The 26,968-nt window shown below is 43.3% G+C and carries 36 protein-coding genes; 31 read left to right on the plus strand and 5 right to left on the minus strand.

Translation table 11 applies throughout. The features are described from left to right. The first annotated feature begins 2 nt into the window (after positions 1 to 2). The 18 genes from rpsH (at position 3) to prfA (ending at position 11,312) form a co-directional block, all read left to right on the plus strand. Complete coding sequence (rpsH, locus tag V7K61_RS03370; RefSeq protein ID WP_094349096.1) at positions 3 to 404, plus strand: 30S ribosomal protein S8; 402 nt, start codon at positions 3 to 5, stop codon at positions 402 to 404. A gap of 128 nt (positions 405 to 532) precedes the next feature. Next, positions 533 to 1,081, plus strand: a complete 549-nt coding sequence (rplF, locus tag V7K61_RS03375) for a 50S ribosomal protein L6 (RefSeq protein WP_163927942.1) — start codon at positions 533 to 535, stop codon at positions 1,079 to 1,081. 2 nt (positions 1,082 to 1,083) lie between these two features. Then, positions 1,084 to 1,446, plus strand: a complete 363-nt coding sequence (gene rplR, locus V7K61_RS03380) for a 50S ribosomal protein L18 (protein ID WP_099101131.1) — start codon at positions 1,084 to 1,086, stop codon at positions 1,444 to 1,446. 93 nt (positions 1,447 to 1,539) lie between these two features. After that, positions 1,540 to 2,067 (plus strand): 30S ribosomal protein S5, encoded by a 528-nt coding sequence (rpsE, locus tag V7K61_RS03385; RefSeq protein WP_094349099.1) that lies wholly within the window; start codon positions 1,540 to 1,542, stop codon positions 2,065 to 2,067. Positions 2,068 to 2,215: 148 nt separating this feature from the next. Continuing rightward, positions 2,216 to 2,659: a 50S ribosomal protein L15 gene (rplO, locus tag V7K61_RS03390; RefSeq protein ID WP_069070765.1), complete on the plus strand. Its 444-nt coding sequence runs from the start codon at positions 2,216 to 2,218 to the stop codon at positions 2,657 to 2,659. Between the two features lie 74 nt (positions 2,660 to 2,733). Continuing rightward, complete coding sequence (secY, locus tag V7K61_RS03395) at positions 2,734 to 4,044, plus strand: preprotein translocase subunit SecY (RefSeq protein ID WP_099101133.1); 1,311 nt, start codon at positions 2,734 to 2,736, stop codon at positions 4,042 to 4,044. Positions 4,045 to 4,046: 2 nt separating this feature from the next. After that, positions 4,047 to 4,601, plus strand: a complete 555-nt coding sequence (locus V7K61_RS03400) for an adenylate kinase (RefSeq protein WP_335050939.1) — start codon at positions 4,047 to 4,049, stop codon at positions 4,599 to 4,601. A gap of 170 nt (positions 4,602 to 4,771) precedes the next feature. Continuing rightward, positions 4,772 to 4,996, plus strand: a complete 225-nt coding sequence (gene infA / locus V7K61_RS03405) for a translation initiation factor IF-1 (protein ID WP_006196724.1) — start codon at positions 4,772 to 4,774, stop codon at positions 4,994 to 4,996. 117 nt (positions 4,997 to 5,113) lie between these two features. Then, on the plus strand, positions 5,114 to 5,227 hold the full coding sequence (gene rpmJ / locus V7K61_RS03410) for a 50S ribosomal protein L36 (RefSeq protein ID WP_015129703.1): 114 nt from the start codon (positions 5,114 to 5,116) through the stop codon (positions 5,225 to 5,227). 115 nt (positions 5,228 to 5,342) lie between these two features. After that, positions 5,343 to 5,723, plus strand: coding sequence for a 30S ribosomal protein S13 (gene rpsM, locus V7K61_RS03415; protein WP_094349103.1), 381 nt, complete (start codon positions 5,343 to 5,345; stop codon positions 5,721 to 5,723). A 54-nt stretch (positions 5,724 to 5,777) separates the two neighbouring features. After that, positions 5,778 to 6,173, plus strand: a complete 396-nt coding sequence (gene rpsK, locus V7K61_RS03420; RefSeq protein ID WP_069070761.1) for a 30S ribosomal protein S11 — start codon at positions 5,778 to 5,780, stop codon at positions 6,171 to 6,173. Positions 6,174 to 6,483: 310 nt separating this feature from the next. Continuing rightward, complete coding sequence (locus V7K61_RS03425) at positions 6,484 to 7,431, plus strand: DNA-directed RNA polymerase subunit alpha (RefSeq protein WP_094349104.1); 948 nt, start codon at positions 6,484 to 6,486, stop codon at positions 7,429 to 7,431. A 31-nt stretch (positions 7,432 to 7,462) separates the two neighbouring features. Continuing rightward, positions 7,463 to 7,813, plus strand: coding sequence for a 50S ribosomal protein L17 (rplQ, locus tag V7K61_RS03430; protein WP_094349105.1), 351 nt, complete (start codon positions 7,463 to 7,465; stop codon positions 7,811 to 7,813). Positions 7,814 to 7,929: 116 nt separating this feature from the next. Next, positions 7,930 to 8,778, plus strand: coding sequence for a tRNA pseudouridine(38-40) synthase TruA (truA, locus tag V7K61_RS03435; RefSeq protein WP_335051103.1), 849 nt, complete (start codon positions 7,930 to 7,932; stop codon positions 8,776 to 8,778). Between the two features lie 65 nt (positions 8,779 to 8,843). Continuing rightward, entirely contained in the window at positions 8,844 to 9,305 is a 462-nt protein-coding gene (gene rplM / locus V7K61_RS03440; RefSeq protein ID WP_335050941.1) for a 50S ribosomal protein L13, read from the plus strand. Beyond that, a complete protein-coding gene (gene rpsI, locus V7K61_RS03445) occupies positions 9,305 to 9,721 on the plus strand; it encodes a 30S ribosomal protein S9 (protein ID WP_012410698.1) in 417 nt (138 codons plus the stop codon). Before rplM ends, rpsI begins: the two co-directional genes overlap by 1 nt. A 147-nt stretch (positions 9,722 to 9,868) precedes the next feature. Continuing rightward, positions 9,869 to 10,111: a 50S ribosomal protein L31 gene (rpmE, locus tag V7K61_RS03450; RefSeq protein ID WP_069070756.1), complete on the plus strand. Its 243-nt coding sequence runs from the start codon at positions 9,869 to 9,871 to the stop codon at positions 10,109 to 10,111. Between the two features lie 103 nt (positions 10,112 to 10,214). Further along, on the plus strand, positions 10,215 to 11,312 hold the full coding sequence (gene prfA, locus V7K61_RS03455) for a peptide chain release factor 1 (RefSeq protein WP_185583541.1): 1,098 nt from the start codon (positions 10,215 to 10,217) through the stop codon (positions 11,310 to 11,312). Between the two features lie 88 nt (positions 11,313 to 11,400). Here prfA and V7K61_RS03460 read toward each other — a convergent pair whose 3' ends face one another. Next, entirely contained in the window at positions 11,401 to 11,847 is a 447-nt protein-coding gene (locus V7K61_RS03460; RefSeq protein ID WP_335050943.1) for a hypothetical protein, read from the minus strand. 240 nt (positions 11,848 to 12,087) lie between these two features. Between V7K61_RS03460 and V7K61_RS03465 the strand changes: the two genes are divergently transcribed. The 12 genes from V7K61_RS03465 (at position 12,088) to V7K61_RS03520 (ending at position 21,066) form a co-directional block, all read left to right on the plus strand. Beyond that, positions 12,088 to 12,450, plus strand: coding sequence for a helix-turn-helix domain-containing protein (locus V7K61_RS03465; RefSeq protein ID WP_012410694.1), 363 nt, complete (start codon positions 12,088 to 12,090; stop codon positions 12,448 to 12,450). A gap of 124 nt (positions 12,451 to 12,574) precedes the next feature. Beyond that, the gene (locus V7K61_RS03470; RefSeq protein WP_335050945.1) at positions 12,575 to 13,033 is read left to right on the plus strand and encodes a DUF29 domain-containing protein; all 459 of its coding nucleotides are present in this window, start codon (positions 12,575 to 12,577) and stop codon (positions 13,031 to 13,033) included. 108 nt (positions 13,034 to 13,141) lie between these two features. After that, positions 13,142 to 13,852 carry a DUF4336 domain-containing protein gene (locus V7K61_RS03475; protein ID WP_335050947.1) on the plus strand — a complete coding sequence of 237 codons (711 nt, stop codon included), beginning with the start codon at positions 13,142 to 13,144 and terminating at the stop codon, positions 13,850 to 13,852. 103 nt (positions 13,853 to 13,955) lie between these two features. Next, positions 13,956 to 14,483 carry a hypothetical protein gene (locus V7K61_RS03480; protein WP_442936290.1) on the plus strand — a complete coding sequence of 176 codons (528 nt, stop codon included), beginning with the start codon at positions 13,956 to 13,958 and terminating at the stop codon, positions 14,481 to 14,483. Positions 14,484 to 14,532: 49 nt separating this feature from the next. After that, positions 14,533 to 15,378, plus strand: coding sequence for an Rpn family recombination-promoting nuclease/putative transposase (locus V7K61_RS03485; protein WP_335050949.1), 846 nt, complete (start codon positions 14,533 to 14,535; stop codon positions 15,376 to 15,378). A gap of 51 nt (positions 15,379 to 15,429) precedes the next feature. Next, positions 15,430 to 15,741 carry a hypothetical protein gene (locus V7K61_RS03490; RefSeq protein ID WP_335050951.1) on the plus strand — a complete coding sequence of 104 codons (312 nt, stop codon included), beginning with the start codon at positions 15,430 to 15,432 and terminating at the stop codon, positions 15,739 to 15,741. A gap of 155 nt (positions 15,742 to 15,896) precedes the next feature. Then, entirely contained in the window at positions 15,897 to 17,582 is a 1,686-nt protein-coding gene (locus V7K61_RS03495) for an ABC-F family ATP-binding cassette domain-containing protein (RefSeq protein ID WP_335050954.1), read from the plus strand. Positions 17,583 to 17,803: 221 nt separating this feature from the next. After that, a complete protein-coding gene (gpmI, locus tag V7K61_RS03500; protein WP_335050956.1) occupies positions 17,804 to 19,402 on the plus strand; it encodes a 2,3-bisphosphoglycerate-independent phosphoglycerate mutase in 1,599 nt (532 codons plus the stop codon). A gap of 158 nt (positions 19,403 to 19,560) precedes the next feature. Then, positions 19,561 to 19,794, plus strand: a complete 234-nt coding sequence (gene secG, locus V7K61_RS03505; RefSeq protein WP_179066611.1) for a preprotein translocase subunit SecG — start codon at positions 19,561 to 19,563, stop codon at positions 19,792 to 19,794. A gap of 10 nt (positions 19,795 to 19,804) precedes the next feature. Then, entirely contained in the window at positions 19,805 to 20,611 is an 807-nt protein-coding gene (locus V7K61_RS03510) for a peptidase (RefSeq protein ID WP_335050958.1), read from the plus strand. A gap of 36 nt (positions 20,612 to 20,647) precedes the next feature. Next, complete coding sequence (locus V7K61_RS03515) at positions 20,648 to 20,833, plus strand: PIN domain-containing protein (protein WP_335051107.1); 186 nt, start codon at positions 20,648 to 20,650, stop codon at positions 20,831 to 20,833. After that, complete coding sequence (locus V7K61_RS03520; RefSeq protein WP_335050960.1) at positions 20,830 to 21,066, plus strand: hypothetical protein; 237 nt, start codon at positions 20,830 to 20,832, stop codon at positions 21,064 to 21,066. Before V7K61_RS03515 ends, V7K61_RS03520 begins: the two co-directional genes overlap by 4 nt. A gap of 73 nt (positions 21,067 to 21,139) precedes the next feature. Here V7K61_RS03520 and V7K61_RS03525 read toward each other — a convergent pair whose 3' ends face one another. Further along, complete coding sequence (locus tag V7K61_RS03525) at positions 21,140 to 21,583, minus strand: DUF29 domain-containing protein (protein WP_335050962.1); 444 nt, start codon at positions 21,581 to 21,583, stop codon at positions 21,140 to 21,142. Between the two features lie 90 nt (positions 21,584 to 21,673). Here V7K61_RS03525 and V7K61_RS03530 point away from each other — a divergent pair, with 90 nt between their 5' ends. Beyond that, complete coding sequence (locus tag V7K61_RS03530) at positions 21,674 to 22,576, plus strand: pentapeptide repeat-containing protein (protein ID WP_335050964.1); 903 nt, start codon at positions 21,674 to 21,676, stop codon at positions 22,574 to 22,576. Between the two features lie 322 nt (positions 22,577 to 22,898). On the opposite strand, the gene V7K61_RS03535 is transcribed toward V7K61_RS03530, so the two are convergent. The 3 genes from V7K61_RS03535 to recO form a co-directional block, all read right to left on the minus strand. Continuing rightward, positions 22,899 to 24,047 carry a glycosyltransferase family 4 protein gene (locus V7K61_RS03535; RefSeq protein ID WP_335050966.1) on the minus strand — a complete coding sequence of 383 codons (1,149 nt, stop codon included), beginning with the start codon at positions 24,045 to 24,047 and terminating at the stop codon, positions 22,899 to 22,901. A gap of 356 nt (positions 24,048 to 24,403) precedes the next feature. Further along, entirely contained in the window at positions 24,404 to 26,056 is a 1,653-nt protein-coding gene (locus V7K61_RS03540; protein WP_335051109.1) for an MFS transporter, read from the minus strand. Then, on the minus strand, positions 26,043 to 26,954 hold the full coding sequence (gene recO / locus V7K61_RS03545; RefSeq protein WP_335050968.1) for a DNA repair protein RecO: 912 nt from the start codon (positions 26,952 to 26,954) through the stop codon (positions 26,043 to 26,045). The genes V7K61_RS03540 and recO overlap by 14 nt, the downstream gene beginning before the upstream one ends. Positions 26,955 to 26,968: the final 14 nt, after the last annotated feature.

Below are 26,968 nucleotides of genomic sequence, written 5' to 3' on the forward strand. Positions count from 1 at the left end.
CGATGGCGGCTAACGACACAATTGCAGATATGCTGACGCGCATCCGCAATGCCAACCTGGCGCGGCATCAAACTACACAAGTGCCAGCGACAAAATTAACCCGGAGCATTGCCAAAGTGCTACGGGAGGAAGGCTTTATTGCTGAAATCGAAGAAGCAGAAGAAGGGGTAAAACGCAATCTGGTGATTTCCCTGAAATACAAGGGTAAAAACCGTCAGCCTTTGATCACCGCCTTAAAGCGGGTCAGTAAGCCTGGCTTGCGTGTTTATTCAAACCGAAAAGAATTACCAAGGGTACTAGGCGGCATTGGCATTGCCATTATTTCTACATCCAGTGGCATTATGACTGACCGCGAAGCGCGGCGTCAGAACTTGGGTGGCGAAGTACTTTGTTACGTTTGGTAGTCATTGGTCATTAGTCATTAGTCATTAGTCATTGGTCATTAGTCATTTGTTATTAGTGAAATACAAAGGACAAAGGACAAATAACAAAGGACAAAAGGCAAAGGACAAATAACAAAGGACAAAAAGTCATGTCTCGTATTGGTAAACGTCCAATTACTATTCCCGCCAAAGTTCAAGTGGCGATCGATGGTACAAATATTGTGGTGAAAGGCCCGAAAGGAGAACTTTCTCGCACCCTCAGAGATAATGTCTCACTCTCTCAAGAGGGGGAAATCTTACACGTAAATCGTCGGGATGAAACTCGCACATCGAAGCAATTGCACGGCTTGAGCCGCACTTTAGTTGCCAACATGGTCGAGGGAGTTTCGCAAGGTTTTCAGCGCCGTTTGGAAATTCAAGGTGTTGGTTATAGGGCACAACTTCAAGGGCGTAACCTAGTTTTGAATATGGGTTATAGCCATCAAGTGCAAATTGAACCACCAGATGGAATTCAGTTTGCCGTAGAAGGTACCACTAACGTCATTGTTAGCGGCTATGACAAAGAAATCGTCGGTAACACAGCCGCCAAAATTCGTGCCGTTCGTCCACCAGAACCTTACAAAGGTAAAGGCATTCGCTATGCCGGTGAAGTGGTCAGACGGAAAGCTGGTAAGACTGGTAAGGGTGGTAAGAAGTAGAAATGAAACTTACTCGTAGAGAATCAAAAAACCGTCGTCATCGACGCGTTCGTGGCAAAGTTATTGGCTCCCCAGAACGTCCCCGTTTAGCGGTATTTCGTTCTAATGAGCATATTTATGCCCAGATAATTGATGATACTCAGCATCAAACCATCGTGGCCGCATCGACTGTAGAACCAGAGTTGAAATCTAGTTTAGCGTCATGTGCAAACCGCGATGCCTCGGTACAAGTTGGGAAGTTGATCGCAGTGCGATCGCTAGAAAAAGGCATCACAAAAGTAGTCTTCGATCGCGGTGGTAACTTATATCATGGTCGTGTCAAAGCACTAGCTGATGCAGCCCGCGAAGCTGGTTTAGATTTCTAAAGTCATTAGTCATTAGTCATTAGTTATTGGACAAATGACAAAGGACAAATGACAAATGACAACTGACAACTGACGTTCCCCAGAGCATAAATTATGGCAACAGAGCGTAAAAGTAGAACAAAGCGTGCCAAAAAAGAAGAAACCACTTGGCAAGAGCGGGTTATCCAAATCCGCCGCGTAAGTAAAGTGGTCAAAGGTGGTAAAAAACTCAGCTTCCGAGCGATCGTTGTCGTTGGTAACGAACGCGGTCAGGTTGGAGTTGGAGTAGGCAAAGCTTCCGATGTAATTGGCGCCGTTAAAAAAGGCGTAGCCGACGGCAAAAAACACCTGATTGATATCCCAATCACCAAATCCAATTCCATCCCCCATCCCATTGATGGCGTCGGTGGCGGTGCGAAGGTGATGATGCGCCCAGCCTCACCTGGTACTGGGGTAATTGCGGGTGGTGCTGTGCGAACTGTCTTGGAATTGGCAGGAGTTCGTAACGTTTTAGCCAAGCAATTAGGCTCCAACAATCCGCTCAATAATGCTAGAGCCGCAGTTAATGCCTTATCTACACTGCGTACCCTTTCTGAAGTCGCCGAAGATCGCGGTATTCCTATTCAAAATCTCTACATCTAATTTAGTCATTAGTCATTGGTCATGAGTCATTAGTGAATAACAAAGGACAAATGACAAATGACAAACGACGAATGACGCCACCTGCTTCACTTGGGGAGACCCCAAGACCGCAGTGGCTCACAAACGACAAATGAGAACTTGATAAATTATGAGACTCCATGATGTTAAGCCGCAAAAAGGCTCAAAGAAACGCAAGAAGCGTGTAGCTAGAGGTATTTCTGCCGGTCAAGGCGCTAGTGCTGGTTTAGGTATGCGGGGTCAAAAATCTCGTTCTGGTAGCGGCACTCGACCAGGTTTTGAAGGTGGTCAACAGCCATTGTACCGCCGCTTACCTAAGCTAAAGGGCTTTCCGATTGTTAATCAGAAGATTTACACTACGATTAATGTAGAGAAGCTAGCCTCCCTTCCCGCGAATACAGAAGTAACTTTGACCTCATTGAAAGCCGCAGGTATCCTGACTGCTGTCAAAGGGCCATTGAAAGTTTTAGGTAACGGGGAATTGAGCATTCCGCTCAAGGTACAAGCGGCAGCTTTTACAGTTTCAGCTCGTAGCAAAATTGAGGCAGCTGGTGGTAGTTGTGAAGTCTTATGAGTGAGCCGGAACAGCGCACTTAAATGCAAGCCAACTCGCTGCCAGTGCTTGGTTCACTATAAAGGTAGCACTCTATGATCAGTCGAGATAAAGCCCCAACGGCTCAAGAAACTTTTATGCAGATGGCACAGGCAGCTGGCCTCAGAGGTAGGCTGCTTGTCACCGTCGGTATTTTAATTTTGGTTCGCCTGGGTATTTTCTTACCCGTCCCAGGCATTGATAGACCAAGATTTGCCGAAGCCATATCGGGCAGTAATTCCATATTTGGCTTATTGGATATATTTTCCGGGCGAGGACTTTCGACTTTGGGAGTCTTTGCTTTAGGAATTTTGCCCTTCATTAATGCGTCTATTATCATCCAATTACTCACGGCGGCGATTCCAACTTTAGAAAATTTACAGAAAAATGAAGGGGAAGCCGGTCGGCGAAAAATATCGCAAATTACCCGCTATGTAACTGTAGGTTGGGCAATTCTTCAAAGTACAGCTTTTTCGGCATTATTCCTTCAGCAATTCGCCCTCAAGCCAGGGCCTATATTTGTCGCTGAAACTGCGATCGCTCTGACAGCTGGTTCGATGTTCGTCATGTGGGCATCAGAACTGATTACAGAACGGGGTATTGGGAACGGAGCATCATTGTTGATTTTTGTCAACATTGTTGCATCATTACCAAAAGCTTTAGGTGATACCATCGACTTGGTGCAAGTCGGCGGTCGGGAAGCAGTGGGTCGGGTGATCGTGCTGATCTTAGTTTTCCTAGCAACAATTGTTGGTATTGTGATTGTGCAGGAAGGAATGCGCCGCATCCCAATTATTTCGGCTCGTCGTCAAGTCGGTCGAAGAGTTTTGGCAGAGCAACGTAGTTATCTGCCACTGCGGCTAAATCAAGGCGGCGTAATGCCAATTATTTTTGCTGCTGCCATCCTCAGTTTGCCACTGCTAATCGCCAATTTTACTAAAAATGCCGATTTGGCGAATATAGTTAACACTTATTTGAGTCCAAGCGGTTCTAGCTCCTGGGTCTATGCCTTGGTTTACATGATTTCCATTGTTTTCTTCAGCTACTTCTATTCTTCGTTGATTCTCAACCCGGTAGATGTGGCGCAGAACTTGAAGAAAATGGGTTCTAGTATTCCTGGGATTCGTCCCGGCAAGGCAACTAGCGAGTATATCGAACGCGTATCCAACCGACTCACTTTTTTGGGTGCGATCTTTTTGGGCTTCGTTGCTATTATCCCCACTGCCGTAGAAAGCGCTTTGAATGTGAAAACTTTCCGGGGAATAGGTGCAACCTCGTTGTTAATTTTAGTTGGTGTGGCAATTGAGACAGCCAAACAAGTCCAAACTTATGTCATCTCTCAGCGCTATGAAGGAATGGTGAAATAATAGTGACGCGATTAATCTTCTTGGGGCCACCTGGAGCGGGTAAAGGAACACAAGCTCAAACTTTGGCTGAACACTTGAATATTCCCCATATTTCTACGGGTGAAATATTAAGACAAGCTATGAAAGAGCAGACTCCTTTAGGAATCAAAGCTCAAAGTTATGTTGATAGCGGCGAGTTAGTACCCGACCAACTAGTGGAGGACTTGGTAAAGGAGCGCCTCAGTCAACCAGATGCCAAAAATGGTTGGATTCTGGATGGATTTCCCCGAAAAGTGACCCAAGCAGCTTTTCTGGAGAAGTTACTGGAAGCAATACATCAAGGTGGCGAAAGGGTAGTCAATTTAGATGCACCAGATGAAATTGTCATCGCACGTTTGCTTGCTAGAGGACGAAAAGATGATACCGAAGAGGTAATTCGTCGTCGTTTAGAAGTATACCGCGCTGAAACTGCACCTTTAATTGATTATTACGGCGATCGCCAAAAACTCCTAACAGTCAATGGCAATCAGTCCCAAGAAGATGTCACTGATGAACTACAAAAGGTAATCGCTTCCTGAAAACGAGGGGAAGTAGGGACTAGATAATTCCCGACTCCCCACTCCCAAGAAAAAGATCAATTTTAGCTAAGATATATTAATAAACTGTTGATATATTTCTTAAAATGTGTTTCTTTGCAGATGAAGCGCTGCAACTGAACACGAAATTGTTGAGTTGAGGAAAAAACAAATTGTCTAAGCAAGATTTGATTGAAATGGAAGGCACGGTTACAGAGTCCTTGCCCAATGCGATGTTTCGCGTTGACTTGGACAATGGCTTTAACGTGCTAGCACACATTTCCGGCAAGATTCGCCGAAATTATATCAAGATTTTGCCCGGCGATCGCGTCAAGGTGGAGTTAACTCCCTACGACTTGAGCAAAGGCAGAATTACCTATCGACTACGAAAGAAGTAAGTATATGTAGAGAATTTTACCATAAAACCATTTTTTTGACTGTTTACTAGTCATTTAACTGGATTAATTTCCCTATAAATGCTATAATTTTATATTTGGAGTCAAAAAATAAAAGGCATGAAAGTTAGAGCCTCAGTCAAGAAAATTTGTGAAAAATGTAACGTGATCAAACGTCGTGGTCGCGTCATGGTGATTTGCGTGAACCCCAAGCACAAACAACGTCAAGGATAACGCTCTTACCAACAGAGTGAGTTGTAGCACGCATATCATCATTAAAACGAAAAGACGCGATTAATCACGTTTTTCCAACCAACAGTAATTGCGAGAACAATAGGGAGAGTTCATTGTGGCACGTATTGCCGGAGTAGACCTTCCACGCGATAAGCGCGTCGAGATCGGTCTGACTTACATCTACGGAATTGGGTTATCACGCGCTCAAGAAATTATAGCGGCAACTGGTGTGAATCCAGACATCCGCGTTAAGGACTTAAGTGATGCCGATGTAACAGCCCTACGAGGGGAAATAGAAAGCAACTATCAAGTTGAAGGCGACTTGCGGCGCTTGGAGTCTTTGAACATCAAGCGCTTAGTTGACATTGGTACCTACAGAGGTCGTCGTCATCGGATGGGCTTACCAGTCAGAGGACAAAGAACTCGCACCAATGCCAGAACCCGTAGAGGCAGAAGGCAGACAGTGGCAGGGAAGAAGAAGGCTCCAGGGAAATAATTTTGCAACGCTTGCTAATCCGAGCAAGTTTTACCTTAAATCAACTAAACAAGTATGGCGAGACAACCAACTAAAAAAACCGGGAGCAAGAAGCAGAAACGGAATGTACCCAGTGGAATGGCCTACATCCAGTCTACTTTCAACAATAGCATTGTCACCATTACCGATCAAAACGGAGATGTCATATCCTGGGCTAGCGCTGGTTCTAGCGGTTTTAAGGGAGCAAAAAAGGGAACTCCCTTTGCAGCGCAAACCGCAGCTGAAAGTGCAGCCCGCCGAGCTATCGATCAAGGAATGCGCCAAATTGAGGTAATGGTCAGTGGGCCAGGAGCAGGTAGAGAAACCGCTATCCGGGCACTTCAAGGAGCAGGACTGGAAATTACATTGATTCGGGATATTACCCCAATTCCTCACAATGGTTGTCGTCCACCCAAGCGCCGTCGAGTTTAAATACTAAGACTTGGGCAGTGAGGGCAAAAAGTGACAGCCAACAATGACCGCTTGAGCGTCTAACGTGCAAACTGTCATTGAGTCAAAGCTTGGGCGACCAGAAGCGTGTCAGATTTTCCCACTGGGAAAGCTGTTAGGCTTCGGGCTACCCAAAATATTATTAGCACCTGCAAGCTCAATAGAAGTGTCAAACTATACCGTAAATTTATACTAGTAGTTTGATATACCTATAATCTACAGGACATAAATTCAATTCGGGAGGCAATTGATTTGTCTGCTAGCAGCACCTTAGAAGAAGGGAGGCTCATCCGTGGCGCAGTTTCAAATTGAATGTGTAGAGTCGAATACCGAAGAAAGTCGGAACCATTACAGTAAATTTGTTTTGGAACCTCTCGAACGCGGTCAAGGGACAACTGTTGGCAACGCACTGCGGCGGGTTTTACTGTCTAATTTAGAAGGTACAGCAGTTACAGCAGTGCGGATTGCGGGCGTTTCACATGAGTTCGCCACAGTTCCGGGCGTGCGGGAAGATGTGCTGGAAATCCTCATGAGAATGAAGGAAGTTATCCTGAAAAACTATTCTTCGCAGCCTCAGATTGGTAGATTACTCGTTAGCGGCCCAGCAACAATCACTGCGGCACATTTTGATTTGCCCAGTGAAGTAGAAGTCATCGATCAGACTCAGTATGTAGCTACCATCGCTGAGGGTGGAAAGCTAGAAATGGAATTTCGGATCGAGAAAGGCAAAGGCTATCGCACTGTAGAGCGAGGACGTGAGGAAGCCACATCGTTGGATTTTCTTCAAATTGACTCGATATTTATGCCGGTGCGAAAAGTCAACTACAGTGTTGAAGAATCTCGTGGGGAAGGCTTGATTCCAAAAGACCGACTACTGTTGGAAGTTTGGACAAATGGCAGTATTTCCCCCCAAGAAGCACTATCTTCGGCTGCTGCGATCTTGGTTGATTTATTCAACCCGTTGAAAGATATCTCCCTGGAACCAACAGACACAGGTTCCGATATTCCAGACGATCCAACTGCCCAGATACCCATCGAAGAGTTGCAACTTTCTGTGCGGGCATATAACTGTCTCAAACGGGCACAAGTTAACTCTGTGGCAGATTTGTTGGATTATACCCAAGAAGACCTCTTAGAAATTAAGAACTTTGGGCAGAAGTCAGCAGAAGAAGTCGTGGAAGCTTTGCAGCGACGCTTGGGCATCACCCTGCCAATGGAAAGAGGCTCTAAACACCCTTAAGAAAAACCTTCATAATTCATAGTGCATAATTATGCGTCACCGTTGTCGCGTCAAAAAACTCAGTAAACCAGCCGATCAACGCCGTGCTTTACTGCGATCGCTCGCCACCGAGCTGATCCGTCATGGTAAGATCACCACCACTTTAATTAGAGCGAAAGTTCTCAGAAGTGAAGTGGAAAAAATGATTACCCTAGCCAAAAATGGCTCCTTGTCAGCACGTCGGGAAGCCCTTGGCTATATCTTCGACAAACAACTGGTTCACGCTCTATTTGAGCAAGCTCCAACTCGGTATGGCGATCGCCAGGGCGGTTATACCCGCATCCTGCGTACCGTACCGCGTCGGGGTGATAATGCAAAAATGGCAATAATTGAATTGGTTTAAGTCATTGGTCATTGGTTATTAGTCATTAGTCATTAGTCATTAGTCATTAGTGAATAACAAAGGACAACTGACAAAGGACAAATGACAAAAAACAAATGACAAAGGACAAAATCTGTATGTTAGAAAGCCACCAGCCTACACAAACTCATCGAGTAGCCTTGGTAATCCAATACCTGGGCACTCATTTTCATGGCTGGCAAAGGCAAAAACAACACCGGACAGTCCAAGAAGAAATCGAAATTGCGATCGCTACTATTCTTGGGCATCATGTAACATTACACGGTGCTGGGCGAACCGATTCTGGAGTTCATGCTGCTGCTCAAGTAGCCCATTTTGAAGCAACAGGTTTTATTCCGCCTCACAAGTGGGCAACAATCCTCAACAGCTACCTGCCGCCAGATATATTAATCAGGGCTTCAGCTAGTGTCGATAACCGTTGGCACGCTCGTTTTAGTGCAGCCTATCGACGGTATCGCTACACAATATATACTGAAGATCGGCTTAACTTGTTTGTAAGACCCTTCAGTTGGCATTATTATTATGCACCCCTGGATGAATCTTTAATCCAAGCTGCCTTGAAACCTCTCTTGGGAAAGCATCACTTAGCTGCTTTTCACCGTGCAGGCTCAAAGCGATCGCATTCCTGGGTAGAGGTGCAAGCAGCAGAGTGTCGTCGCAGTGGGCCATTTATCCATATTGAAATACAGGCAGATGGATTTTTGTATGGCATGGTACGGCTGTTGGTAGGGATGCTGGTAGAAGTAGGTTCTGGACAACGAACACTTTCTAACTTCACCGAACTCTGGAAAGAAGAACGCCGGCAAGAAGTGAAATATGCCGCACCGCCTCAAGGCTTGTGCTTGTTGCGAGTCGGCTATCCCGATTTTCCCTTTCCAAAAGAGATTTGGTACGACACCTTGCCAAAGTTCGTCACTAGTCAAGAGTCATTAGTCATTGGTTCTTAGTAACTACAAATGACAAAAGACAAATGACTAATGACAAATTAAAAATGACAAAGGACAAATGACAAATGACAACAGTTAAAACATACCTTCCTTCTCAAGCAACCCTTGAGCGTGAGTGGTACATAGTAGATGCCACCGACAAACGCCTCGGTCGCCTCGCCAGCGAAGTCGCTCAGGTATTGAGAGGCAAAAAGAAACCCGAATATACACCCCACCTAGATACAGGTGACTTCGTAATCATCATCAACGCCGAGAAAGTAGCGGTCACGGGCAAAAAGCGCACTCAAAAGCTTTACCGCCGCCATTCTGGTCGCCCTGGTGGGATGAAAACGGAAACTTTTGCTAAACTACAAGACCGCATACCAGAGCGGATTTTAGAACAAGCTGTTAAAGGTATGCTACCTAAAAATAGCCTCGGTAAGCAGTTGTTCACCAAGCTGAAAGTCTACGCTGGGCCTACGCATCCCCATGAAGCTCAAAAACCCAAAGAACTAAAAGTTAGTACAATTCCTGGAGAAGAAAATTAATGGTAGTAGCAGATGCTAATAGCGGTCGCGCCGTATACTGGGGTACTGGCCGTCGTAAGAATGCAGTAGCAAGGGTACGCTTGGTTCCAGGCACCGGTCAACTGACTGTGAATGGTAAAGATGGAAACTTGTATTTCCAATTTAACCCCAACTACCTGGGAGTGATTAAAGCACCCTTGGAAACTCTGGGATTAGAAAACGAATATGACATTTTGGTAAAAGCAGAAGGCGGCGGCTTGACCGGACAGGCTGATTCTGTTCGTTTGGGAGTTGCTCGTGCTTTGTGCCAACTCGACCCAGACAACCGCCCACCTTTGAAAACCGAAGGTTATTTGACTCGCGATCCCAGAGCAAAAGAGCGGAAGAAATATGGTTTACATAAAGCTCGGAAAGCACCTCAGTACTCTAAGCGTTAAGCGATTGGGCATTGGTGAAGAAGGTGATAGGTTACAGGGGACAGGTGATAGTTTTCTGTTACCTATAACCTGTTCCCTTCTCCCTTCTTCTAGCTGCAATTGAAACCTGAAAGTTATAATTGATATAGATTCATCACAAAAAGAACAATGGCTAAAGCTGATATTCACCCCAAGTGGTATCCAGATGCTAAAGTTTACTGCAACGGTCAAGTTGTTATGACCATTGGCTCTACCAAGCCAGAATTGCACGTAGATGTTTGGTCTGGAAATCACCCATTTTACACCGGCACTCAGAAGATTATTGACACTGAGGGTCGAGTAGAGCGCTTCCTCCGTAAGTACGGTATGAGCAGCACTCAAACATCTGGCGACGAACAAGACAAAAAGTAGCGAGTTGGCTCTGCTGTTAACGACGGCCCTGCATCAGCTGGGTCGATTTTCATTTATATGCTCGAGCCAATTTGTTATTTTTTAAGGAGCGATCGCAATCGTCATGGCTGAATCATACTTACTGGACAAACTAAAATCCGTTGAACAAACTTTTAATGAATTAACACGTCGTCTTGGCGACCCCGATACCGCTAGCAATCCTGATGAGTATCAAGAAATTGCTAAGTCTCGTTCTTCTTTGGAAGAGGTCGTTGATACTTATGAAATTTGGAAAACAGCCCAAGAAGACTTGATCGGAGCGCGTCAGGTTTACAAAGAATCTGCAAGTGACCCAGAGTTGCAAGAAATGGCATCACTGGAAGTAAAAGAACTTGAAGAAAAAATAGAACATTTAGAGTCTCGCTTGAAAGTCTTGCTGCTACCACGCGACCCCAATGATGAAAAGAATATCATGTTGGAAATTCGCGCTGGTACTGGTGGCGATGAAGCAAGCATTTGGGCTGGCGATTTGATGCAGATGTACACCCGCTATGCCCAGACTCAAGGTTGGAAAGTTTCTCTAGTGAGCGAATCTCGCGGAGAAATGGGTGGCTGGAAAGAGGTCATTCTAGAAATTAAAGGTAATGACGTTTATAGCCAGCTAAAGTTTGAAGCTGGAGTGCATCGTGTGCAGCGCGTGCCGGCAACTGAATCTGGGGGACGGGTTCATACTTCCACAGCTACCGTGGCAATTATGCCAGAGGTAGATGATGTGGAAATTCATATTGACCCGAAAGATATTGAAATGACTACAGCCCGTTCTGGTGGTGCTGGTGGACAAAACGTCAACAAGGTGGAAACAGCCGTTGACTTGATGCACAAACCAACGGGAATACGCATTTTCTGCACAGAAGAACGCAGCCAGTTGCAAAACAAAGAACGGGCGATGCAAATTCTGCGGGCGAAGTTGTATGACATCAAGTTAGGTGAACAACAAGCAGCTGTAACTTCCATGCGGCGATCGCAGGTTGGTACTGGATCGCGATCGGAAAAAATTCGCACCTATAATTATAAAGATAACCGTGCTACCGATCATCGGTTAGGTCAGAATTATTCCCTTACCCCTGTTTTGGATGGTGATTTAGAGACGCTTATCCAATCTTGTATATCTCTAGACCAGCAAGAACGTCTCGCGGAGTTAGCGACTTCTGCCGCTAACTAATACCAATTCAATTAATGATTGCAACACATCTTTGGTTGGATAAAGACGCGATGAATCGCGTCTCTACAAATGGTCATAATTTTTGCTGTTAAATCTTCTGTAAAACCACTTGTTTATCTGTTACTTTTAACACAGACAGGTGGTTTTCTAATATCGCGTGGAGTGTATCTTCTATTTCACTGGGATAATGGTAATAGGCAAATTCGTACTTCATAAGGTAATTTAACTTTGCCCATTCCTTCAGGGTTTGACAGGTATAAATTAAATTTTCTATTTCTTTTTGCCAACGCGCAAAAATCCGGTAGCTAAAAAAGCTGCTACATATATTGCCTTTTGCATCCCAGTAGGAAATACACACTTGATGCTTCAGAAGGTGGATTTTTTTGATTTGCTTAACATCGTAGCCTTTAACTTTTAAAGCTTTTTTGGTTTCTGTGTCAGAAATGTTCCACTGTTCTGGTTTAATTTTATTAGTGGCTATAAGATTTTTACCTTTGCGGCGATATTGGTTAATTTTGCGTGGCTTGCGAAACATGATGCACCTTCGATATTATTTATTCGCAGCAAAGTCTAGCTACTAGCACAAGCGCCGTAGCAAACTAAGTTTTTTGGGTTGGTTAAAGATAGATGGGTTATTCTACTAGCTTGATGCCTGTAGTTGCCAATTTACAACCAGAGATATAGTTTAGTACTAAAACACAAGGCTGTCAATATAAAAGTAAACTTGTATTATTGAAAGTAAACTTGTAAATAAAGTTGGCTAGCTATATAAGCAGTGAAGATCGAAAGCAAACAAAAACTGATTGAGATCATTAAACTAGCTCGCGGTTCAATGAGTCAGCGAGCATTTGGTAAGCTTTTGGGAGTATCTGCTACTGCTGTTCAGATGTGGGAAAAAGGTGTGAAAGTGCCAGATACAGAAAATTTGGCTCGAATCGCATCGAAAGCAGGCTACACAATGGAAGAGTTAATCAGTTGCATAGATGGCAAGCCAATTCCAGAAACCTCAGATTTGAGTCTGATTCTTAGACAAATCCAGCACATGCCTTTAGCTCAAGTGGCTCAAATTGTGCAGGCTGCGGCAGATAGATTGGCGGCTGTGGCTGAAGCATCTGGGGATGAGGCGAAGGCAAGTTGAATATTAAAATAATTCGTAATTCGTAATTCGTAATTCGTAATTCGTAATTAAGTTTTTTAAGGGCGATTTAGCGCAAAATCGGATCAAACTAGCTGGTGGTTTCTTGCTGTCAAGATTCAACTCTATGGACAAACCTTTTTTGTATGACCAAGACTTCTATGGCTGGACACAGCAGCAGGCTAAAGCGTTAGAGCAGAGGCTAGTTATGGAACTAGACTGGCAACACCTGCAAGAGGAAATTCAAGCTTTGGGGAGACAGGAGTATCGGGAACTCGTGAGTCGTCTGAGTGTATTACTCGGTCATCTTTTGAAGTGGGAGTATCAACCCGAACAACGTTGTCGCAGTTGGTTTTTAACAATTCGAGAACAGCGCCGCGCCATTCATAGGCATCTGCGACAGAACCCCAGTTTAAAGTCTCGAATAGAAGAAGCCTTGTTAGATGGCTTTGAAGCAGGAGTGGATTTGGCGCTACGAGAAACTAACCTACCATTACGGACTTTTCCAGAGCATTGCCCTTATTTATTTGATGATGCGATCGCAGACAATTTTCTATGCGATACTCGTCAAGACTGGGAAGGATAATTACTACAATTTTTCTGCATTATAAATTTTTAGTTTAATACAGAATCGACTATTGAGCCTTGTCAGTTCGCCACACATAACCGCTCAAAGCCACTGCTGGAATTAGTTATGCTCAGAAAAATTGATAAGAATATTTGGGTCGCCGAGCAACCATTAAAGTATTTTGGATTGAGTGTCGGTACAAGAATGACGGTAATTCGTTTCAAGAATGGTGAACTAGCTGTTATCTCTCCGAGAGAAGTTGATGACGAAACTACAGAGCAACTCAATCAGCTTGGAAATGTTAAGTATATTATTGCTCCAAATCTTTTTCACTATCTGTTCTTATCTAGCTTTAAGGCTCTCTATCCTCAAGCAAAGGTCTATGCTGTATCGGCATTGAAGGCTAAAAGACCTGAGATATCTATTGATCAAGCATTAGAGGATAATGGCGAAAATCTTTTAGGCGAACTTGAATTTTTATTATTTGAAGGGTTCAAAACCTTTCTTCCAAGTGGAGCATTACCTTTAAATGAGTATATTTTTTTTCATGCTGAAAGTCAAACTTTGGTTTTGACAGACACAGCTTTTTACTTTGATGAAAGTTTCCCAATGACAACAAAATTAGTATCCAAAATAATGGGAGGGTACAAGAAACTTAGACCATCATTGTTAGAACAGTTGGCTACTCAAGAAAAGGAGAAGGTTAAACAATCAGTTCAAAAGGTACTGCGATGGGACTTTAGAAGAGTTATTGTGGCTCATGGCAGCATTGTAGAGCATGATGCGAAGAAGCAGTTTAAAGAAGGGTACGAGTGGTTTTTAGGGGAATCTCTTTAAAACCACGCACCACCGCAGCTTTGAGGGAGATAGTTTCAGCACAAGGTAGCCTCACATAGATTTGGTATTAGACCAAATAGAACTACTGGCAGTTAAGGAATAAATGGTTTTAAAATGGTGCAATCTTAAAATATTTAGGGGTGCAGCTATGTCGCTACGCAATGAGCCTTTAGATTGGCAACTTGAAACGAATAATCCTTATATACCAGTTTATCATCAAGGGAATTTGGTGGGATTTTTTAAACCAGAATATGCCAGTGAAATTATTAAAATTTTAAATGAAGAAGAAGTTTTAAAGAAAGCGCTGAAAATGGCTTGTACTGATTTAATTAAAAAAATCGGTGGCGATACCAGAAAAGTCAATTATTTAATGGAAAAATATGTAAAAGTTAGTGAGCGTCCGAAGCATGGAACTAGAGCGATCGCAGTTTTACTTAGTGATAGGCAAAAAGAGCTTGATTTGAGTAACCAGGAGTTTGCAAAATTCTGCGACACCTTTAAATTATCTCCTACGGAACTGAATAATATTTATGCCGGAGAAGCATTTGATGATAGTTTATTAGCACCACTTTCACGTATATTAGGGATAGCAAAAGAGCAATTGCTGAAAGTGCGAGATGGTTGTGAATAACAAAGTAACACATGAACAGCAAATCAAAATATTCAAATGATATAAAGTTGTGAAAACAGACATCATCTTTTATCGGCTGTTTCAAGAATTTCCTGATATCTTCTTTGAACTTATTGGTAATCCGCCAGAAGAAGCTAGCCTTTATCAGTTCTCATCAGTTGAAATCAAACAAACAGCCTTCAGAATCGATGGTGTATTTCTGCCTACACAAGGAAGTGAGAACCCGATTTACTTTCTGGAAGTGCAATTTCAAGCTGATGGGGAAATTTATTCACGGCTAATTGCAGAAATATGTTTATATCTCCGTCAGAATCAACCATCAAATGATTGGGGTGCTGTGGTTCTATACCCAAATAGGAATGTAGATACAGGAGATATCAAACATTACCGTGAGTTTTTCACAAGTGGGCGCGTCAGGCGCATTTATTTGGATGAATTAGGTGAAGGTGCATCGCTTCCAATTGGCATTGCAACTGCTAAATTAGTAATTGCAACCGACGATATAGCGATCGCTAAAGCAAGGGAGTTGATAGACAGAACCAAGTCAGAGATAAGCTCACCACCAAAACAGCAGCAATTATTACAATTTATAGAGACTATTTTGGCTTACAAATTTCCTGCAATGAGTAGGGAGGAGATGGAGGAAATGTTTGGCTTAAGCGAGTTAAAGCAAACCAGATTTTATCAGGAAGCCTTTCAGGAAGGTGTTGAACAAGGAAAGGTTCAAGGCATTGAACAAGGTAGGGTTCAAGGCATTGAACAAGGTAGGGTTCAAGGCATTGAGCAAGGTAAACTCAAAGCAGTACCAGCAATGTTAGCAGCCGGGTTGACTGTAGAACAAGTAGCACAGGCGCTAGATTTGAGTGTCGAAGAAGTCAGACAAGCCGCGCAGTAGGATTCTTCTGATCGAGGAGTAGAGGAATTGGTGGACTACAACATAGGAACTATGAGTTTCAAAGATACAAAAGTTTATCAAGAAGCATTTGAAGAAGGGCGTTTGGAAGGTTTACGGCAATCAGTACCTCGTCTATTAGATTTAGCGTTAACTATTGAGCAAGTTGCGGAGGGATTAGGTTTAACTATAAACCAAGTTCAAAACGCGAAACTCTATCATGATGGCATCCAAATAGGGGAGCGTATAGCCAAATTAAAATTAATACCCACCTTATTAAAATTGGGGGTGACAGTGGAACAAGTGGCAGAGGCATTTAGTTTCAGTATCGAAGAAGTTAGACAAGTAGCACAAAGTCAACCTTGAGATAGATGTGGTAAATTTTATCCGTGGCTCAAGCCAAATTTTGTTTGCGGCTTCCAAACTTGATCGCGACGAATTTATAGTTAATTTTTGTTAATATTAGAGGCGGTGTTAGTACTTCGTCCTCAACCACCCACTCCCTACCTGAGAGAAACTTAATGCTGCGACTAGAACATATAAGTAAAATTTATCCCACAGGCGAAGTTCTCAAAGATATCAACTGGGAAGTTAAACCAGGCGATCGCATTGGCTTAGTCGGTGTCAACGGTGCTGGAAAATCCACCCAACTCAAAATCATCTCTGGGGAAATGGAACCCACCGCCGGCGAAATCATTCGCCCTAATAGCTTACATATAGCCTACCTTAACCAAGAGTTTGAAGTAGACCCTACCCGCACCGTTAGAGAAGAATTTTGGACTGTCTTCCAAGAAGCCAACGAAGTACAGTTATCTCTGGCGCACATACCACAAGAGATGGAAACGGCTAACCCAGAGGAACTGGATCGACTGATCGACAAGTTGGATCGCTTGCAGCGCAAATTTGAAGCCTTGGATGGCTACAACTTAGATGCACGCATTGGGAAAATCCTACCAGAGATGGGGTTTGGGCTAGAAGATGGCGATCGCCTTGTCAGTGCCTTCAGTGGTGGTTGGCAAATGCGGATGAGTTTAGGGAAAATCCTGCTGCAAAAACCCGACTTATTGCTGCTGGATGAACCGACTAACCACCTAGATTTAGAAACCATTGAGTGGTTAGAAAATTACCTCAGAGGGCTGATTACGCCGATGGTAATAGTCTCCCATGACCGGGAGTTCCTTGACCGTCTCTGCACCCAAATTGTGGAAACTGAACGTGGCGTTTCTGCTAGCTACCTTGGTAACTACTCGGCATATTTGGAACAAAAAGCCGAAAGTCAATCAGCACAACTGAGTGCTTACGAACGCCAGCAGAAAGAATTAGAGAAACAGCAAACCTTTGTTGATAGATTTCGCGCCAGTGCTACCCGCAGTACCCAGGCGAAAAGTCGGGAAAAGCAACTCGACAAAATCGAGCGCATTGAAGCACCCGTTGGTGGTATGAGAACTCTCCACTTCCGTTTTCCCCCTGCACCCCGCAGTGGACGCGAAGTAGTGGAAATTAAAGATTTAACTCATCTTTATGGTGAGAAAATCCTATTTTTATCAGCAAATCTGCTAATTGAAAGAGGCGATCGCATTGCTTTTCTTGGCCCCAATGGTGCTGGAAAATCTACCCTTCTGCGCGTAATTATGGGTATGGAACCACCCACTGAAGGTAGTGTTCAATTAGGCGATCATAATGTTATCCCTGGTTACTTTGAGCAAAATCAAGCTGAAGCTTTGGATTTGAAGAAAACTGTCATGGAAACTATCCATGATGAAGTTCCAGACTGGGATAATCAAGAAGTCCGCACCCTTTTGGGACGCTTCTTATTCACTGGTGATACTGTATTTAAGGCAGTCGGAGCATTAAGTGGAGGAGAAAAAGCTCGTCTGGCGTTGGCAAAAATGCTCTTACGTCCCGCGAACCTACTAATTTTAGATGAGCCGACAAACCACCTAGATATTCCAGCGAAGGAAATGCTGGAAGAAGCGCTCAAAAATTATGATGGCACGGCAATTGTAGTATCTCATGACCGCTACTTTATTTCTCAAGTAGCTAACAAAATCGTCGAAATTCGTGATGGTGAATTCCGGGTTTATTTAGGAGACTATCATTACTATCTCCAGAAAATTGCCGAAGAAAAAGAACAAGCAAAGTTAGCTGCTATAGAAGCCCAAAAAGCGGCTAAGAAAGCTGCAAAAGCTTCCACAAAAAGGAAATAAAGGATTGGATAACACCTTAGTAGTAGTGCTAAAACGCTACTACTAAGTAATCACTCGTTATTAGCGCTCAAAAAAATTACAGAAAAACTACTAAAAGTTAAAAACTATTTCAAAAAACTGCAAGTCCTTCGTAAAAGAAGTTAATAAGCAAAAATTCACTTGCGGCGTGGATTAGCAGTGGTATCATTCGGGTATTACAAAAAGTAAAGGGCAATTTTACTATGACCAAAGCACCTGTTGCTCCTGTGGTGCTAGTCATTTTAGACGGATGGGGCTACTGCGAAGAAACGCGAGGAAACGCCATTACTGCTGCTAAAACTCCCATCGTGGACAGTTTATGGGCCGCTTACCCGCATACCCTCATCCACACATCAGGAAAAGCCGTAGGGTTGCCAGAAGGTCAAATGGGCAACTCGGAAGTAGGTCATTTGAACATCGGTGCTGGGCGAGTTGTACCGCAAGAACTGGTACGCATCTCTGATGCGGTCGAAGACGGTTCTATTGCCTTAAACCCAGCACTTGTCAAAATTTGCCAGGAAGTTCGCTCTCGGAATAGTAAGCTGCATCTAGTAGGGCTTTGTTCTGAGGGAGGGGTACATTCACATATCACCCATCTATTCGGACTGCTTGACTTAGCCAAAGACCAGCAAATTCCAGAAGTTTGTATCCACGCTATCACTGATGGTCGTGACACCGCCCCAACAGAAGGGGTAAAAGCGATCGCGCTGCTACAAGATTATATAGACCGCGCAGGAATTGGGCGCATAGTGACTCTCAGCGGTCGCTACTACGCGATGGATCGCGATCACCGCTGGGATCGGGTTAAACGCGCCTATGACGTGATGACCCAAGATGGTGTGGGTAGCGATCGCACGGCTGTGGAAATCTTGCAAGAATCTTACGCCGAAGGGGTAAAAGATGAATTTATCAACCCCATCCGAATTGCACCCGGTGCAATAGAACCAGGCGATGGGGTGATATTTTTCAACTTCCGCCCCGATCGCTCCAGACAACTGACTCAAGCTTTGGTCAGTCCCACTTTTAACGGTTTTGAAAGACAGCAAATCACACCGTTGTCCTTTGTCACCTTTACGCAGTACGATTCAGACTTACCCGTGGCTGTAGCCTTTGAGCCGCAGAATCTCAGTAACATTCTGGGAGAAGTCATAGCCAATCATAGTTTGAATCAGTTCCGCACTGCCGAAACCGAAAAATATGCCCACGTCACCTATTTCTTTAATGGGGGTCTGGAGGAACCTTTTGTCGGAGAAGATCGGGAACTGGTAAGTAGCCCGATGGTAGCGACTTACGATCACGCCCCAGCGATGTCAGCAGTAGCAGTTACAGATGTTGCGATCGCTGCGATTCAAAAAGGTACGTATTCCCTAGTTGTGATTAACTATGCTAACCCAGATATGGTAGGGCATACTGGTCAAATCGACGCTACCATTACAGCAATTGAAACAGTCGATCGCTGTTTGGGACGCTTACTAGAAAGCGTTATCAAAGCCGGTGGTACAACAATTATTACTGCCGACCACGGCAACGCTGAGTATATGCTAGATGAAGGGGGTAATCCCTGGACGGCTCATACCACTAACCCAGTCCCCTTCATCTTGGTGGAAGGAGAGAAAGTCAAAATCCCTGGATATGGTACAAATGTCGAACTGCGAAGCGATGGCAAGCTATCCGACATTGCCCCCACAATTCTAGAGATTTTACAGCTGCCTCAGCCACCAGAAATGACCGGGCGATCGCTGCTGAAAACAGCAGAATATGAGCTGCAACGCACTCGCACCCCCGTGCAAGTAGGGCTGTAAAAGAGTTAGGAGTTAATAGTGAGAAGTTAATAATTAAGAGTTAATAGTGAAGAGTGATGAATTAAAACTTTCTCAACTCCTAACTCCTAACTCCTAACTCCTAACTCCTAACTCCTAACCTCTGTTTTTTGAAACTTTTTATAAATGAGATTCCTACCATGACAATTAGTAATATCGTGCAAGGCATTTGGGCATTTTCCGCCACTGGTTTGATTATCTTAGTTTTACTGCATAGCCCTAAAGGTGATGGCGTTGGCGCTATTGGCGGACAAGCCCAGCTATTTAGCAGCACCAAGAGTGCAGAAAACACCTTAAACCGAATTACTTGGGCATTGACAGTAATTTTCCTCGGTTTAACAGTAGTTTTAAGTGCTGGTTGGCTGCCTAAATAAGGATAGGTAAATGGGGAAAATAACCCAACACCCGATACTTAACACCCTAATAAATTTAATTTCACAACGGTTAATTACAGCTCTTGCCTTATTTTTTGGCACAGGGCTGTTGATTGTTTTTACTAATATCCAGTCGAGTAATGGGTTTACAATAATACCAGAATATGTATATTCAGATTTAATAATCTCTCTCCCCACTTCCCCAAAACCCCATCCCTTACCGCCCACATTGGCGCAGTGGCATAACACTAACAGTGGTGACTACTTTTCCCAAGTCACAACAACTCAGGTGGGTTATTTAGTCTGGTCACAATTTCCCATTCGAGTTTATGTAGAACTACCAAAAGCCGTCAGTGAAAAACAAGCTCAAGTATGGGTTAATGCTGTTTTACAGGGTGTACAGGAGTGGAGTAATTATTTACCTTTAACAATAGTTGAACAGCCAGAAGTTGCTGATATTACGATCGCACGAAAAGCGCCACCTCTACAAATTTCCCCTGGTAGTAATATACCCCGTGCGCGATCGGCACAAACTACTTACGAGTTATACAGCAGCAACAACGTTTTATCGCACCGCTTCACCATCTTATTAAGTCCCAGTCAAACAGGTGAGTATATCCAAGCCGCAGCCCGCCACGAATTCGGACACGCTTTGGGAATTTGGGGTCATAGTCCGCTACAAACTGATGCTTTATACTTTTCCCAAGTTCGTAACCCGTCGCCTATTTCTGCAAGAGATGTGAATACTCTAAAGCGGGTTTATGAACAGCCAACCAGTTTAGGATGGTCTTTAGTGGATAATTCAAAGATTAATTGATCGATAGGTAAACTACAAGCTGCTAATAAATGTAGCATTTTCTATTTATGGCGGCCAGCAGCACGCGATCCTGATGATGATTTTCTCATCGATTTAGCTGTTGAATGTCAAGCCGACTTTATCATCACTTACAATCAAAAAGATTTACAAGACGCACAAAAATTTGGACTGAGGGTAGTTTCACCCAAAGAATTCTTGCAAATAGTAGGAGAAATCCCATGACTAACTTAAATGTACAGCTACCCGAATCTTTATATAAACAAATTGAAGCTTTAGCAGCCAGAGAAAATATTTCCATTGAACAACTTGCAACTATTGCTTTATCTGCACAAGTTTCCGCATGGATGACCAAAGACTATTTGGAAGAAAAAGCTAAAAGCGGTAGTTGGGAAAAATTCCAGCAAGTTTTGAATAAAGTCACTAACGTAGAACCAGAAGAATATGATAAATTGTAGCGACTTAATTTTATGGTATTGCTGAATTAAAATATGAATATATTTTGTTTGTGTAAAAAATCAAAATTTAAGATTAAGACAACCAATTTTTATCCAAAATTTGCTCTAAGGAATAAGGACATGATTCAGATAAATTGGTTAAATTTGTTTTAGCTTTAACATAATCTAAGGCATTGCTATAAATTCTGCTGAAATTATCCTCTAAATGTTTGCGTATATTGGTGCTTAAATCTTCATTTATTTGATTACGAAAACTAATAATTTCTGCTGCCCAATCATTAGCATTTATTGGCTTTTCTAAATTCCAATATTGATAAAGTAATAAATGTCTAATAATCTGTTCTAATAAACTTCTTACTCGCCTTTTTTCATTCTTAGCCAAATCTTCCAGTTCTTCTATTAAGTTTTCATAGTCAACTTCTGCTAATTGCCTCGCTTTGAGACATTTAATAGTCTCCTCTAACCATTGCAGGTAATTGGATTCATATAATGTTTTTAGGTCAATAATTGCAGTCATTTTTTAATTTTATTATTTATTCCATTAAGCCATTCTAGCGTTGTATATACAATGTATTTTATATGTGTTGCTTGATGCGAGGGTTAAATTATGGAAAGCGAAGAATTTTTCCAGCGATATGATGCTGGAGAGCGGGACTTTAGCGGTGTTGATTTGAGAAGAGTTATGAATTTCCATTACAGAGTACCCATCTTTAGGGATGCCATACTCAAAGGTGCGAATCTGAGTGGAATCACTAGATATCGTATTGATTTCAGTGGAGCCGACTTGAGTAACGCCTGTTTGGAAGGAACCGACATCAAGTACGCCAACTTGAGGCGAACTAACTTGAGTGGTGCTAATTTGAGGAATGCTAATTTGGCTGAAACTGACCTCAGTTTTGCTGACTTGAGAGGTGCTGATATGACTGGAGTTGATCTGAGTCGCGCCAACCTGACTGATGCCAACTTGCTGGGGGCTAACTGGAGTTCCATTATTCAAGAAGGAACCCTTTTCTGTAATACCACTATGCAAGATGGGAGTATTTATAGCGATCCCAGCAGGGTAATTAAGGTTGAGGAATTGCTCCAACGTTATGCCAATGGGGAGAGAAAGTTTTTCGGCGTAGTTATCCATCGCGCCAACCTCGAAGGAGCTGATTTGCGCGGCATTGCATTGAGTCGAGCTATCTTGAGTCACGCTAACTTGAGGGGTGCTAACTTGGAAGAGGCTAGCTTGAATAAGCTCAATTTCTGGGGTGCCAACTTGAGTGATGCCAATCTCGCTGGTGCTGAAATGAACCATGCTGACTTGAGGGACACCAACTTGAGAGGTGCTGACTTGAATGGTGCTGATATGGTCGCTGTTGACTTGAGTGGTGCCGATATGACTGATGCTATATGGGAGGACGCTTGGCTCTTGGATGCCAGATTGTGGAATACTATTTGTCCCAATGGGGAAGTTGTTGTTGAACGCTGTTCCATTGGTGGTGAACGCCGAAGAAGTCTCTATTAAAACAGATATATCTTCTTCACTGGCTAGAAGAGATGCTGTAGCGGGTCGTCCTTTCAAAGCATTCCTAATATTTTCATTACCAATATTAGATAAGAAGTTAAAACTATCACCGCCTGTTGCCTGAGCATTAAAAATATTTTCAAGTTCTAATCGCCAAATATCGGGATTTCGCCACTGTCCTGTGATGATTATTAGAGCAAGGTTAAAACCTAGCACCTAATATAAGACTGATGAAGAAAAGCTAAACTGCACCTAATGCATCTGGAGAACACTGATAAGCATAAAAATGCGTAGGCGCAGGCATCGCACTTTTTCCCTTTCCTTACGCTCTGCGACTTAGTGGTAGAGGTCGCTGTGCTAAAACTCCTTTATACAGTTCTTCCAGCAGACTAATATTTTTACTAAGGGTATAGCGGTCTAATACACGCTGTCTAGCTTTTTGCCCCAGTAGCGTTGTTAACTCTGGATGGTCTTGTAACACTGGCAAGAGGGTTTTTAATTGCGATCGCGCTGTTTTAGTATTAATAACAACACCTGCGCCCTTTTCCAAGACTTCTCCATCTGCACCCACATCTGTTGCTAAACAAGCCAACCCACATGACATTCCTTCTAACAGAGATAGGGACAAACCCTCTACCAATGAAGGCAAAACAAATACATCTGCGCCCCGCAAAATTTCGATGCGTCGGTCTTCATCAGCGACAAATCCCAACCAGATAATGCCATATTCTGAACCAAAAAATGGCTCTAAGGAAGACTTCAAAGGGCCGTCGCCAACAATTAGCAACTTAGTACCAGGCTCCATTGCCGACTGCTTCCAAGCACGGAGGAGGGCTTCGACATTTTTCTCTGGCGCTATTCGACCCTGATAGACAAACAAGCGATCGGCTTTAAATTCTGCTTTAATTTGAGAAAATCCTGGAGAATACTTAGCGGTATCAACACCATTGGGAATTACAGCAATATTTTCTTCCCGCACGCCCATCCCTGCTAATAATTCTCGCTGAATTTGGGAAAATACAATCACGCGATCATAGTTAACTAAAAAAGGCGCGTAGAGCTGATAAGCCAAAAGTTGTGTTCCCGATACCAGCTTTGCTCCCTTGCCAGCAAACGGTGTGTGAAAAGTGGCAACTAAGGGCAACCTCAGTTCCTCACAGATTTCTGGTAGAAAAAAGTCTAGAGGAGATAACGTCAAGGAAGCATGGACTACATCTGGTTTGATTTCCCGCAGTGAATCGGTTAAAACTTTGGTGGCTTTAAAAGTGGGAATCGTGTAAACCTGGGACTTGTAAATGAAAGGTAGGGAAACCTCTCGAAGATTTGGCCAATTATCAGGTTCAGAATCTTCCTGGGCGAAGTGAAGAAAGCTAACTTGATGTCCCCTATCTAGCAAGGCATTTGTAATTTCTCGACTGTAGGTGACATTGCCGCAAAAGGGTGTTTTTTTTCCAATCCAGGCTATACGCATTCTTTATTTAGCTGTAATAAAAGCAGGTTTGAGCTATTAATTTTGTGTCCTTTGTGATTTATCTTTTATCTAGCTATACTTGCAGGTTTTTTTATTTATTAAAAATCTCCACAACTTTCTACCAGTTTAAAAAGCTTGCTTTAAGCTGATTAAACCAGTGGATTTATGGCTTTATTTATTTTAGTTATAAGTTGTTAATTTCTGATATTTCAACAACTTATTCTGACTAATGTCAGATTCATATCCGGCAAGTATGTGATAAATTTTCACTGGAAACAGTTTACCATGAACGCAAAAGCTTTAAGTAAATATTAATTACTTCAAGGTAATGAATAATAACTCCTGTTAGCTGATAACTACTTGTGTGAGTTATACCAGGTTAATATACCTCCTGAAAAGACGATCGCAGCTAATCCCAAAAAAACTACCTGTAATCCCAGAAAGGTTTCTGCGACACCAGCTAATGCTAAAGGTAAGGAGAGGGCAATATTAATTACATTGTTCTGCAAGCCAAAAACTTTACCACGCATTTCTGGAGGTGTTTCTGTTTGGATTGCGGTTTGCATCGGGATTCCCACTAGCGCCCCAAAGATACCTAATAGCGTCACCAGTAACAAGACTAGCCACAGTTGAGTTGTAAATACTGATAGACCAATTAGGGATGCTGTCATACCCATACAACCGTACAGACTTAGCTGGGTGTAGGAGAAACGTTGACCAAATTGACCGAGAATTGTTGCTCCCGCCGCAATGCCAACACCACCAGCTGCTAGCAAAAAGCCAAACTGGGAAGCTTTCATGTTGGGAATTATTTCTGCCATCCGAACGGCTAGAACAGTTAATGCTGCAAAAACAGAAAACAAGATAATCAGTTGAAGCAAAGCATTGCGGATGCGATGATTTGCTTTGAGGTAGGCAAAACCGTCCCGCAAATCAGAGAATACGTGAGGGAATTCTGTGTCGGGGTGGTGGTGTTTTTCCTTAGTTGCCAGGAGGAACAAAATTAGTCCAGCGATCGCATAACTGCCACCTACTAAAAGTTCTTTGCCCAAACTACCACTACCACCAATTTGCAGCCAGAGTCCATCCGCGATCGCTAACAAGGGTTCTCCAACGGCAAACCCAACAATCACCGATGCCATCATCGTTGTCGTGTAAAGCGAATTTGCCGAGAGTAAATGCTGTTCTTCTACGATTAAGGGAATTGCCGCCTGTTCTGCCGGGGCAAAAAACTGCGTCAGTGTGGAAACTAAAAAAGTCACACCCAGAACGATCAAAAAACCCACTGGCAGCACTCCTATGGGTTTCCAGTCATGAGTCAACCACACCAGGAAGGGAATTGACAAAACCAAAATGCCGCGCCAAATATTCGTTGCCACCAGCACAGCCTTTTTCGACCAGCGATCGACAAACACGCCAGCAACGGAACCAAACAATACGGCTGGAATCGTAAAAGCCATCATCAAGACTGACACCCAACCACTAATACTCTGATTGCTCCCTTGAAACTGAGTATTAATTAAGGCAATCATCAGCACCAAATAAACTTTATCTGCCAATTGGGAAAAAACTTGACCACCCCAAAGAGCTAAGAAATTAGGATTTTTTAATACAGGTAAAAATCCCTGCTGTTTTACATTCCCTGCAATAGCTTCTCCACCTGAACCAGATCCATCTAATTGCGGTGGTTCTTTTTCTGCGATCGTGGCTACTGGCAAATTATGCCCATTACGAGTGCCGTTATTATCTACCTCAGCAGTGGTTAATTTGTCCTCAGATTGTGTTTCTGATTGACTTGGAACATCAGTTTTTGGGATCTCCTCTGTCCAACTTTGGTCGTTTTTAGAAACGTCTTTTGGAGACATTTCTTGGCCATTTATTTGACTAGGTGTACACTTGGGAATGGCACTCAAGTGATTCCTGACTGTAGGATCTGATACCCTATTCTGTTTTTTGACGAGGCTTGGTGACAAAGGCAGGATTTTTTTATCCAAATCAGACGGTTGCATCATGGTTGGCAGCAAAATAAGAGTCGATCAAGGTAGCAGAGCGAATAGGGCGACCTAATTGATACTGAGCATACTGGCGCAAAGTCTGCTCAACAGATAACCAGTGATGATCTTTAGCACCATCAATTTGCATTATCTCTGGTTGTGACAGATGTTGAAGCAAAGCTAGTTCCATAGCACCCAAACGACTAGAAATCACAGGTCTTTCTTGCCGATGCACAACAACTGTTTGGGTATTGGGCATTGGGGATAAGGGGTAAGGGGCATTGGGCATGGAGTATTGGTTATTAATCTCCCTCTGCCCTTCTTTTCGTAAACGTTCCCTAGCTTCTAAGGAAACCGTTCCACCCGCAGGGATACTAAATCCTACCTGCCAGTTGGGGTCTGTAAAGTCTGGCTTGAGGGGGTGCTGAGATAGGCAACAGATTTGCACTTGTGGCGTTAGTCCTGCTAAGGCTAAAAGATGAAATACACCATGAGCCAGATGAGCTAAAACACCAGATAGATTTGCACTAGACACCATCTCCAAACGATGAAGATGTTCATTGAACAAATCATAAAGTTCTTCTTGGGGTTGTTCGCTCAAAGCTTCACACAGAACTATTTCTGCTAAATATTGACTGGCGGCCAGTTTTCCCAAATCTTTAGCTAAACCAGGATAAGTTTTTAACGTCTGTGCTTGAGTAATTTTATCAAGCGATCGCCCCTTGGCAATCAATAGTTCATTCACAACGAACATTCCACTCCTACCACCCAGGCTGGAGTTGTGCTTACGTGACCCTGGAGCCACGGCTCGAATCAAACCGAATTCCCGTGTCAAAATCGTCACTATTTTATCCGATTCTCCTAGCGCCTGGGTTTTAAGATTAATACCAGTTGCTTTGTAGGTTCTACTCATTAGTTATTAGTCAT

The sequence above is a fragment of the Nostoc sp. genome (assembly GCF_036918015.1).
Classification (GTDB): Bacteria; Cyanobacteriota; Cyanobacteriia; order Cyanobacteriales; family Nostocaceae; genus Nostoc.

Excerpts from the sequence above, each read along its gene's own strand:
- rpsH (WP_094349096.1), top strand. The coding sequence starts at position 3 with ATGGCGGCTAACGACACAATTGCAGATATGCTGACGCGCATCCGCAAT.
- rplF (WP_163927942.1), top strand. The coding sequence starts at position 533 with ATGTCTCGTATTGGTAAACGTCCAATTACTATTCCCGCCAAAGTTCAA.
- rplR (WP_099101131.1), top strand. The coding sequence starts at position 1,084 with ATGAAACTTACTCGTAGAGAATCAAAAAACCGTCGTCATCGACGCGTT.
- rpsE (WP_094349099.1), top strand. The coding sequence starts at position 1,540 with ATGGCAACAGAGCGTAAAAGTAGAACAAAGCGTGCCAAAAAAGAAGAA.
- rplO (WP_069070765.1), top strand. The coding sequence starts at position 2,216 with ATGAGACTCCATGATGTTAAGCCGCAAAAAGGCTCAAAGAAACGCAAG.
- secY (WP_099101133.1), top strand. The coding sequence starts at position 2,734 with ATGATCAGTCGAGATAAAGCCCCAACGGCTCAAGAAACTTTTATGCAG.
- rpmJ (WP_015129703.1), top strand. The coding sequence starts at position 5,114 with ATGAAAGTTAGAGCCTCAGTCAAGAAAATTTGTGAAAAATGTAACGTG.
- rpsK (WP_069070761.1), top strand. The coding sequence starts at position 5,778 with ATGGCGAGACAACCAACTAAAAAAACCGGGAGCAAGAAGCAGAAACGG.
- rplQ (WP_094349105.1), top strand. The coding sequence starts at position 7,463 with ATGCGTCACCGTTGTCGCGTCAAAAAACTCAGTAAACCAGCCGATCAA.
- truA (WP_335051103.1), top strand. The coding sequence starts at position 7,930 with ATGTTAGAAAGCCACCAGCCTACACAAACTCATCGAGTAGCCTTGGTA.
- rplM (WP_335050941.1), top strand. The coding sequence starts at position 8,844 with ATGACAACAGTTAAAACATACCTTCCTTCTCAAGCAACCCTTGAGCGT.
- rpsI (WP_012410698.1), top strand. The coding sequence starts at position 9,305 with ATGGTAGTAGCAGATGCTAATAGCGGTCGCGCCGTATACTGGGGTACT.
- rpmE (WP_069070756.1), top strand. The coding sequence starts at position 9,869 with ATGGCTAAAGCTGATATTCACCCCAAGTGGTATCCAGATGCTAAAGTT.
- prfA (WP_185583541.1), top strand. The coding sequence starts at position 10,215 with ATGGCTGAATCATACTTACTGGACAAACTAAAATCCGTTGAACAAACT.
- V7K61_RS03460 (WP_335050943.1), bottom strand. The coding sequence starts at position 11,847 with ATGTTTCGCAAGCCACGCAAAATTAACCAATATCGCCGCAAAGGTAAA.
- V7K61_RS03470 (WP_335050945.1), top strand. The coding sequence starts at position 12,575 with ATGGACAAACCTTTTTTGTATGACCAAGACTTCTATGGCTGGACACAG.
- V7K61_RS03475 (WP_335050947.1), top strand. The coding sequence starts at position 13,142 with ATGCTCAGAAAAATTGATAAGAATATTTGGGTCGCCGAGCAACCATTA.
- V7K61_RS03480 (WP_442936290.1), top strand. The coding sequence starts at position 13,956 with ATGGTTTTAAAATGGTGCAATCTTAAAATATTTAGGGGTGCAGCTATG.
- V7K61_RS03490 (WP_335050951.1), top strand. The coding sequence starts at position 15,430 with ATGAGTTTCAAAGATACAAAAGTTTATCAAGAAGCATTTGAAGAAGGG.
- V7K61_RS03495 (WP_335050954.1), top strand. The coding sequence starts at position 15,897 with ATGCTGCGACTAGAACATATAAGTAAAATTTATCCCACAGGCGAAGTT.
- gpmI (WP_335050956.1), top strand. The coding sequence starts at position 17,804 with ATGACCAAAGCACCTGTTGCTCCTGTGGTGCTAGTCATTTTAGACGGA.
- secG (WP_179066611.1), top strand. The coding sequence starts at position 19,561 with ATGACAATTAGTAATATCGTGCAAGGCATTTGGGCATTTTCCGCCACT.
- V7K61_RS03510 (WP_335050958.1), top strand. The coding sequence starts at position 19,805 with ATGGGGAAAATAACCCAACACCCGATACTTAACACCCTAATAAATTTA.
- V7K61_RS03520 (WP_335050960.1), top strand. The coding sequence starts at position 20,830 with ATGACTAACTTAAATGTACAGCTACCCGAATCTTTATATAAACAAATT.
- V7K61_RS03525 (WP_335050962.1), bottom strand. The coding sequence starts at position 21,583 with ATGACTGCAATTATTGACCTAAAAACATTATATGAATCCAATTACCTG.
- V7K61_RS03530 (WP_335050964.1), top strand. The coding sequence starts at position 21,674 with ATGGAAAGCGAAGAATTTTTCCAGCGATATGATGCTGGAGAGCGGGAC.
- V7K61_RS03535 (WP_335050966.1), bottom strand. The coding sequence starts at position 24,047 with ATGCGTATAGCCTGGATTGGAAAAAAAACACCCTTTTGCGGCAATGTC.
- V7K61_RS03540 (WP_335051109.1), bottom strand. The coding sequence starts at position 26,056 with ATGCAACCGTCTGATTTGGATAAAAAAATCCTGCCTTTGTCACCAAGC.
- recO (WP_335050968.1), bottom strand. The coding sequence starts at position 26,954 with ATGAGTAGAACCTACAAAGCAACTGGTATTAATCTTAAAACCCAGGCG.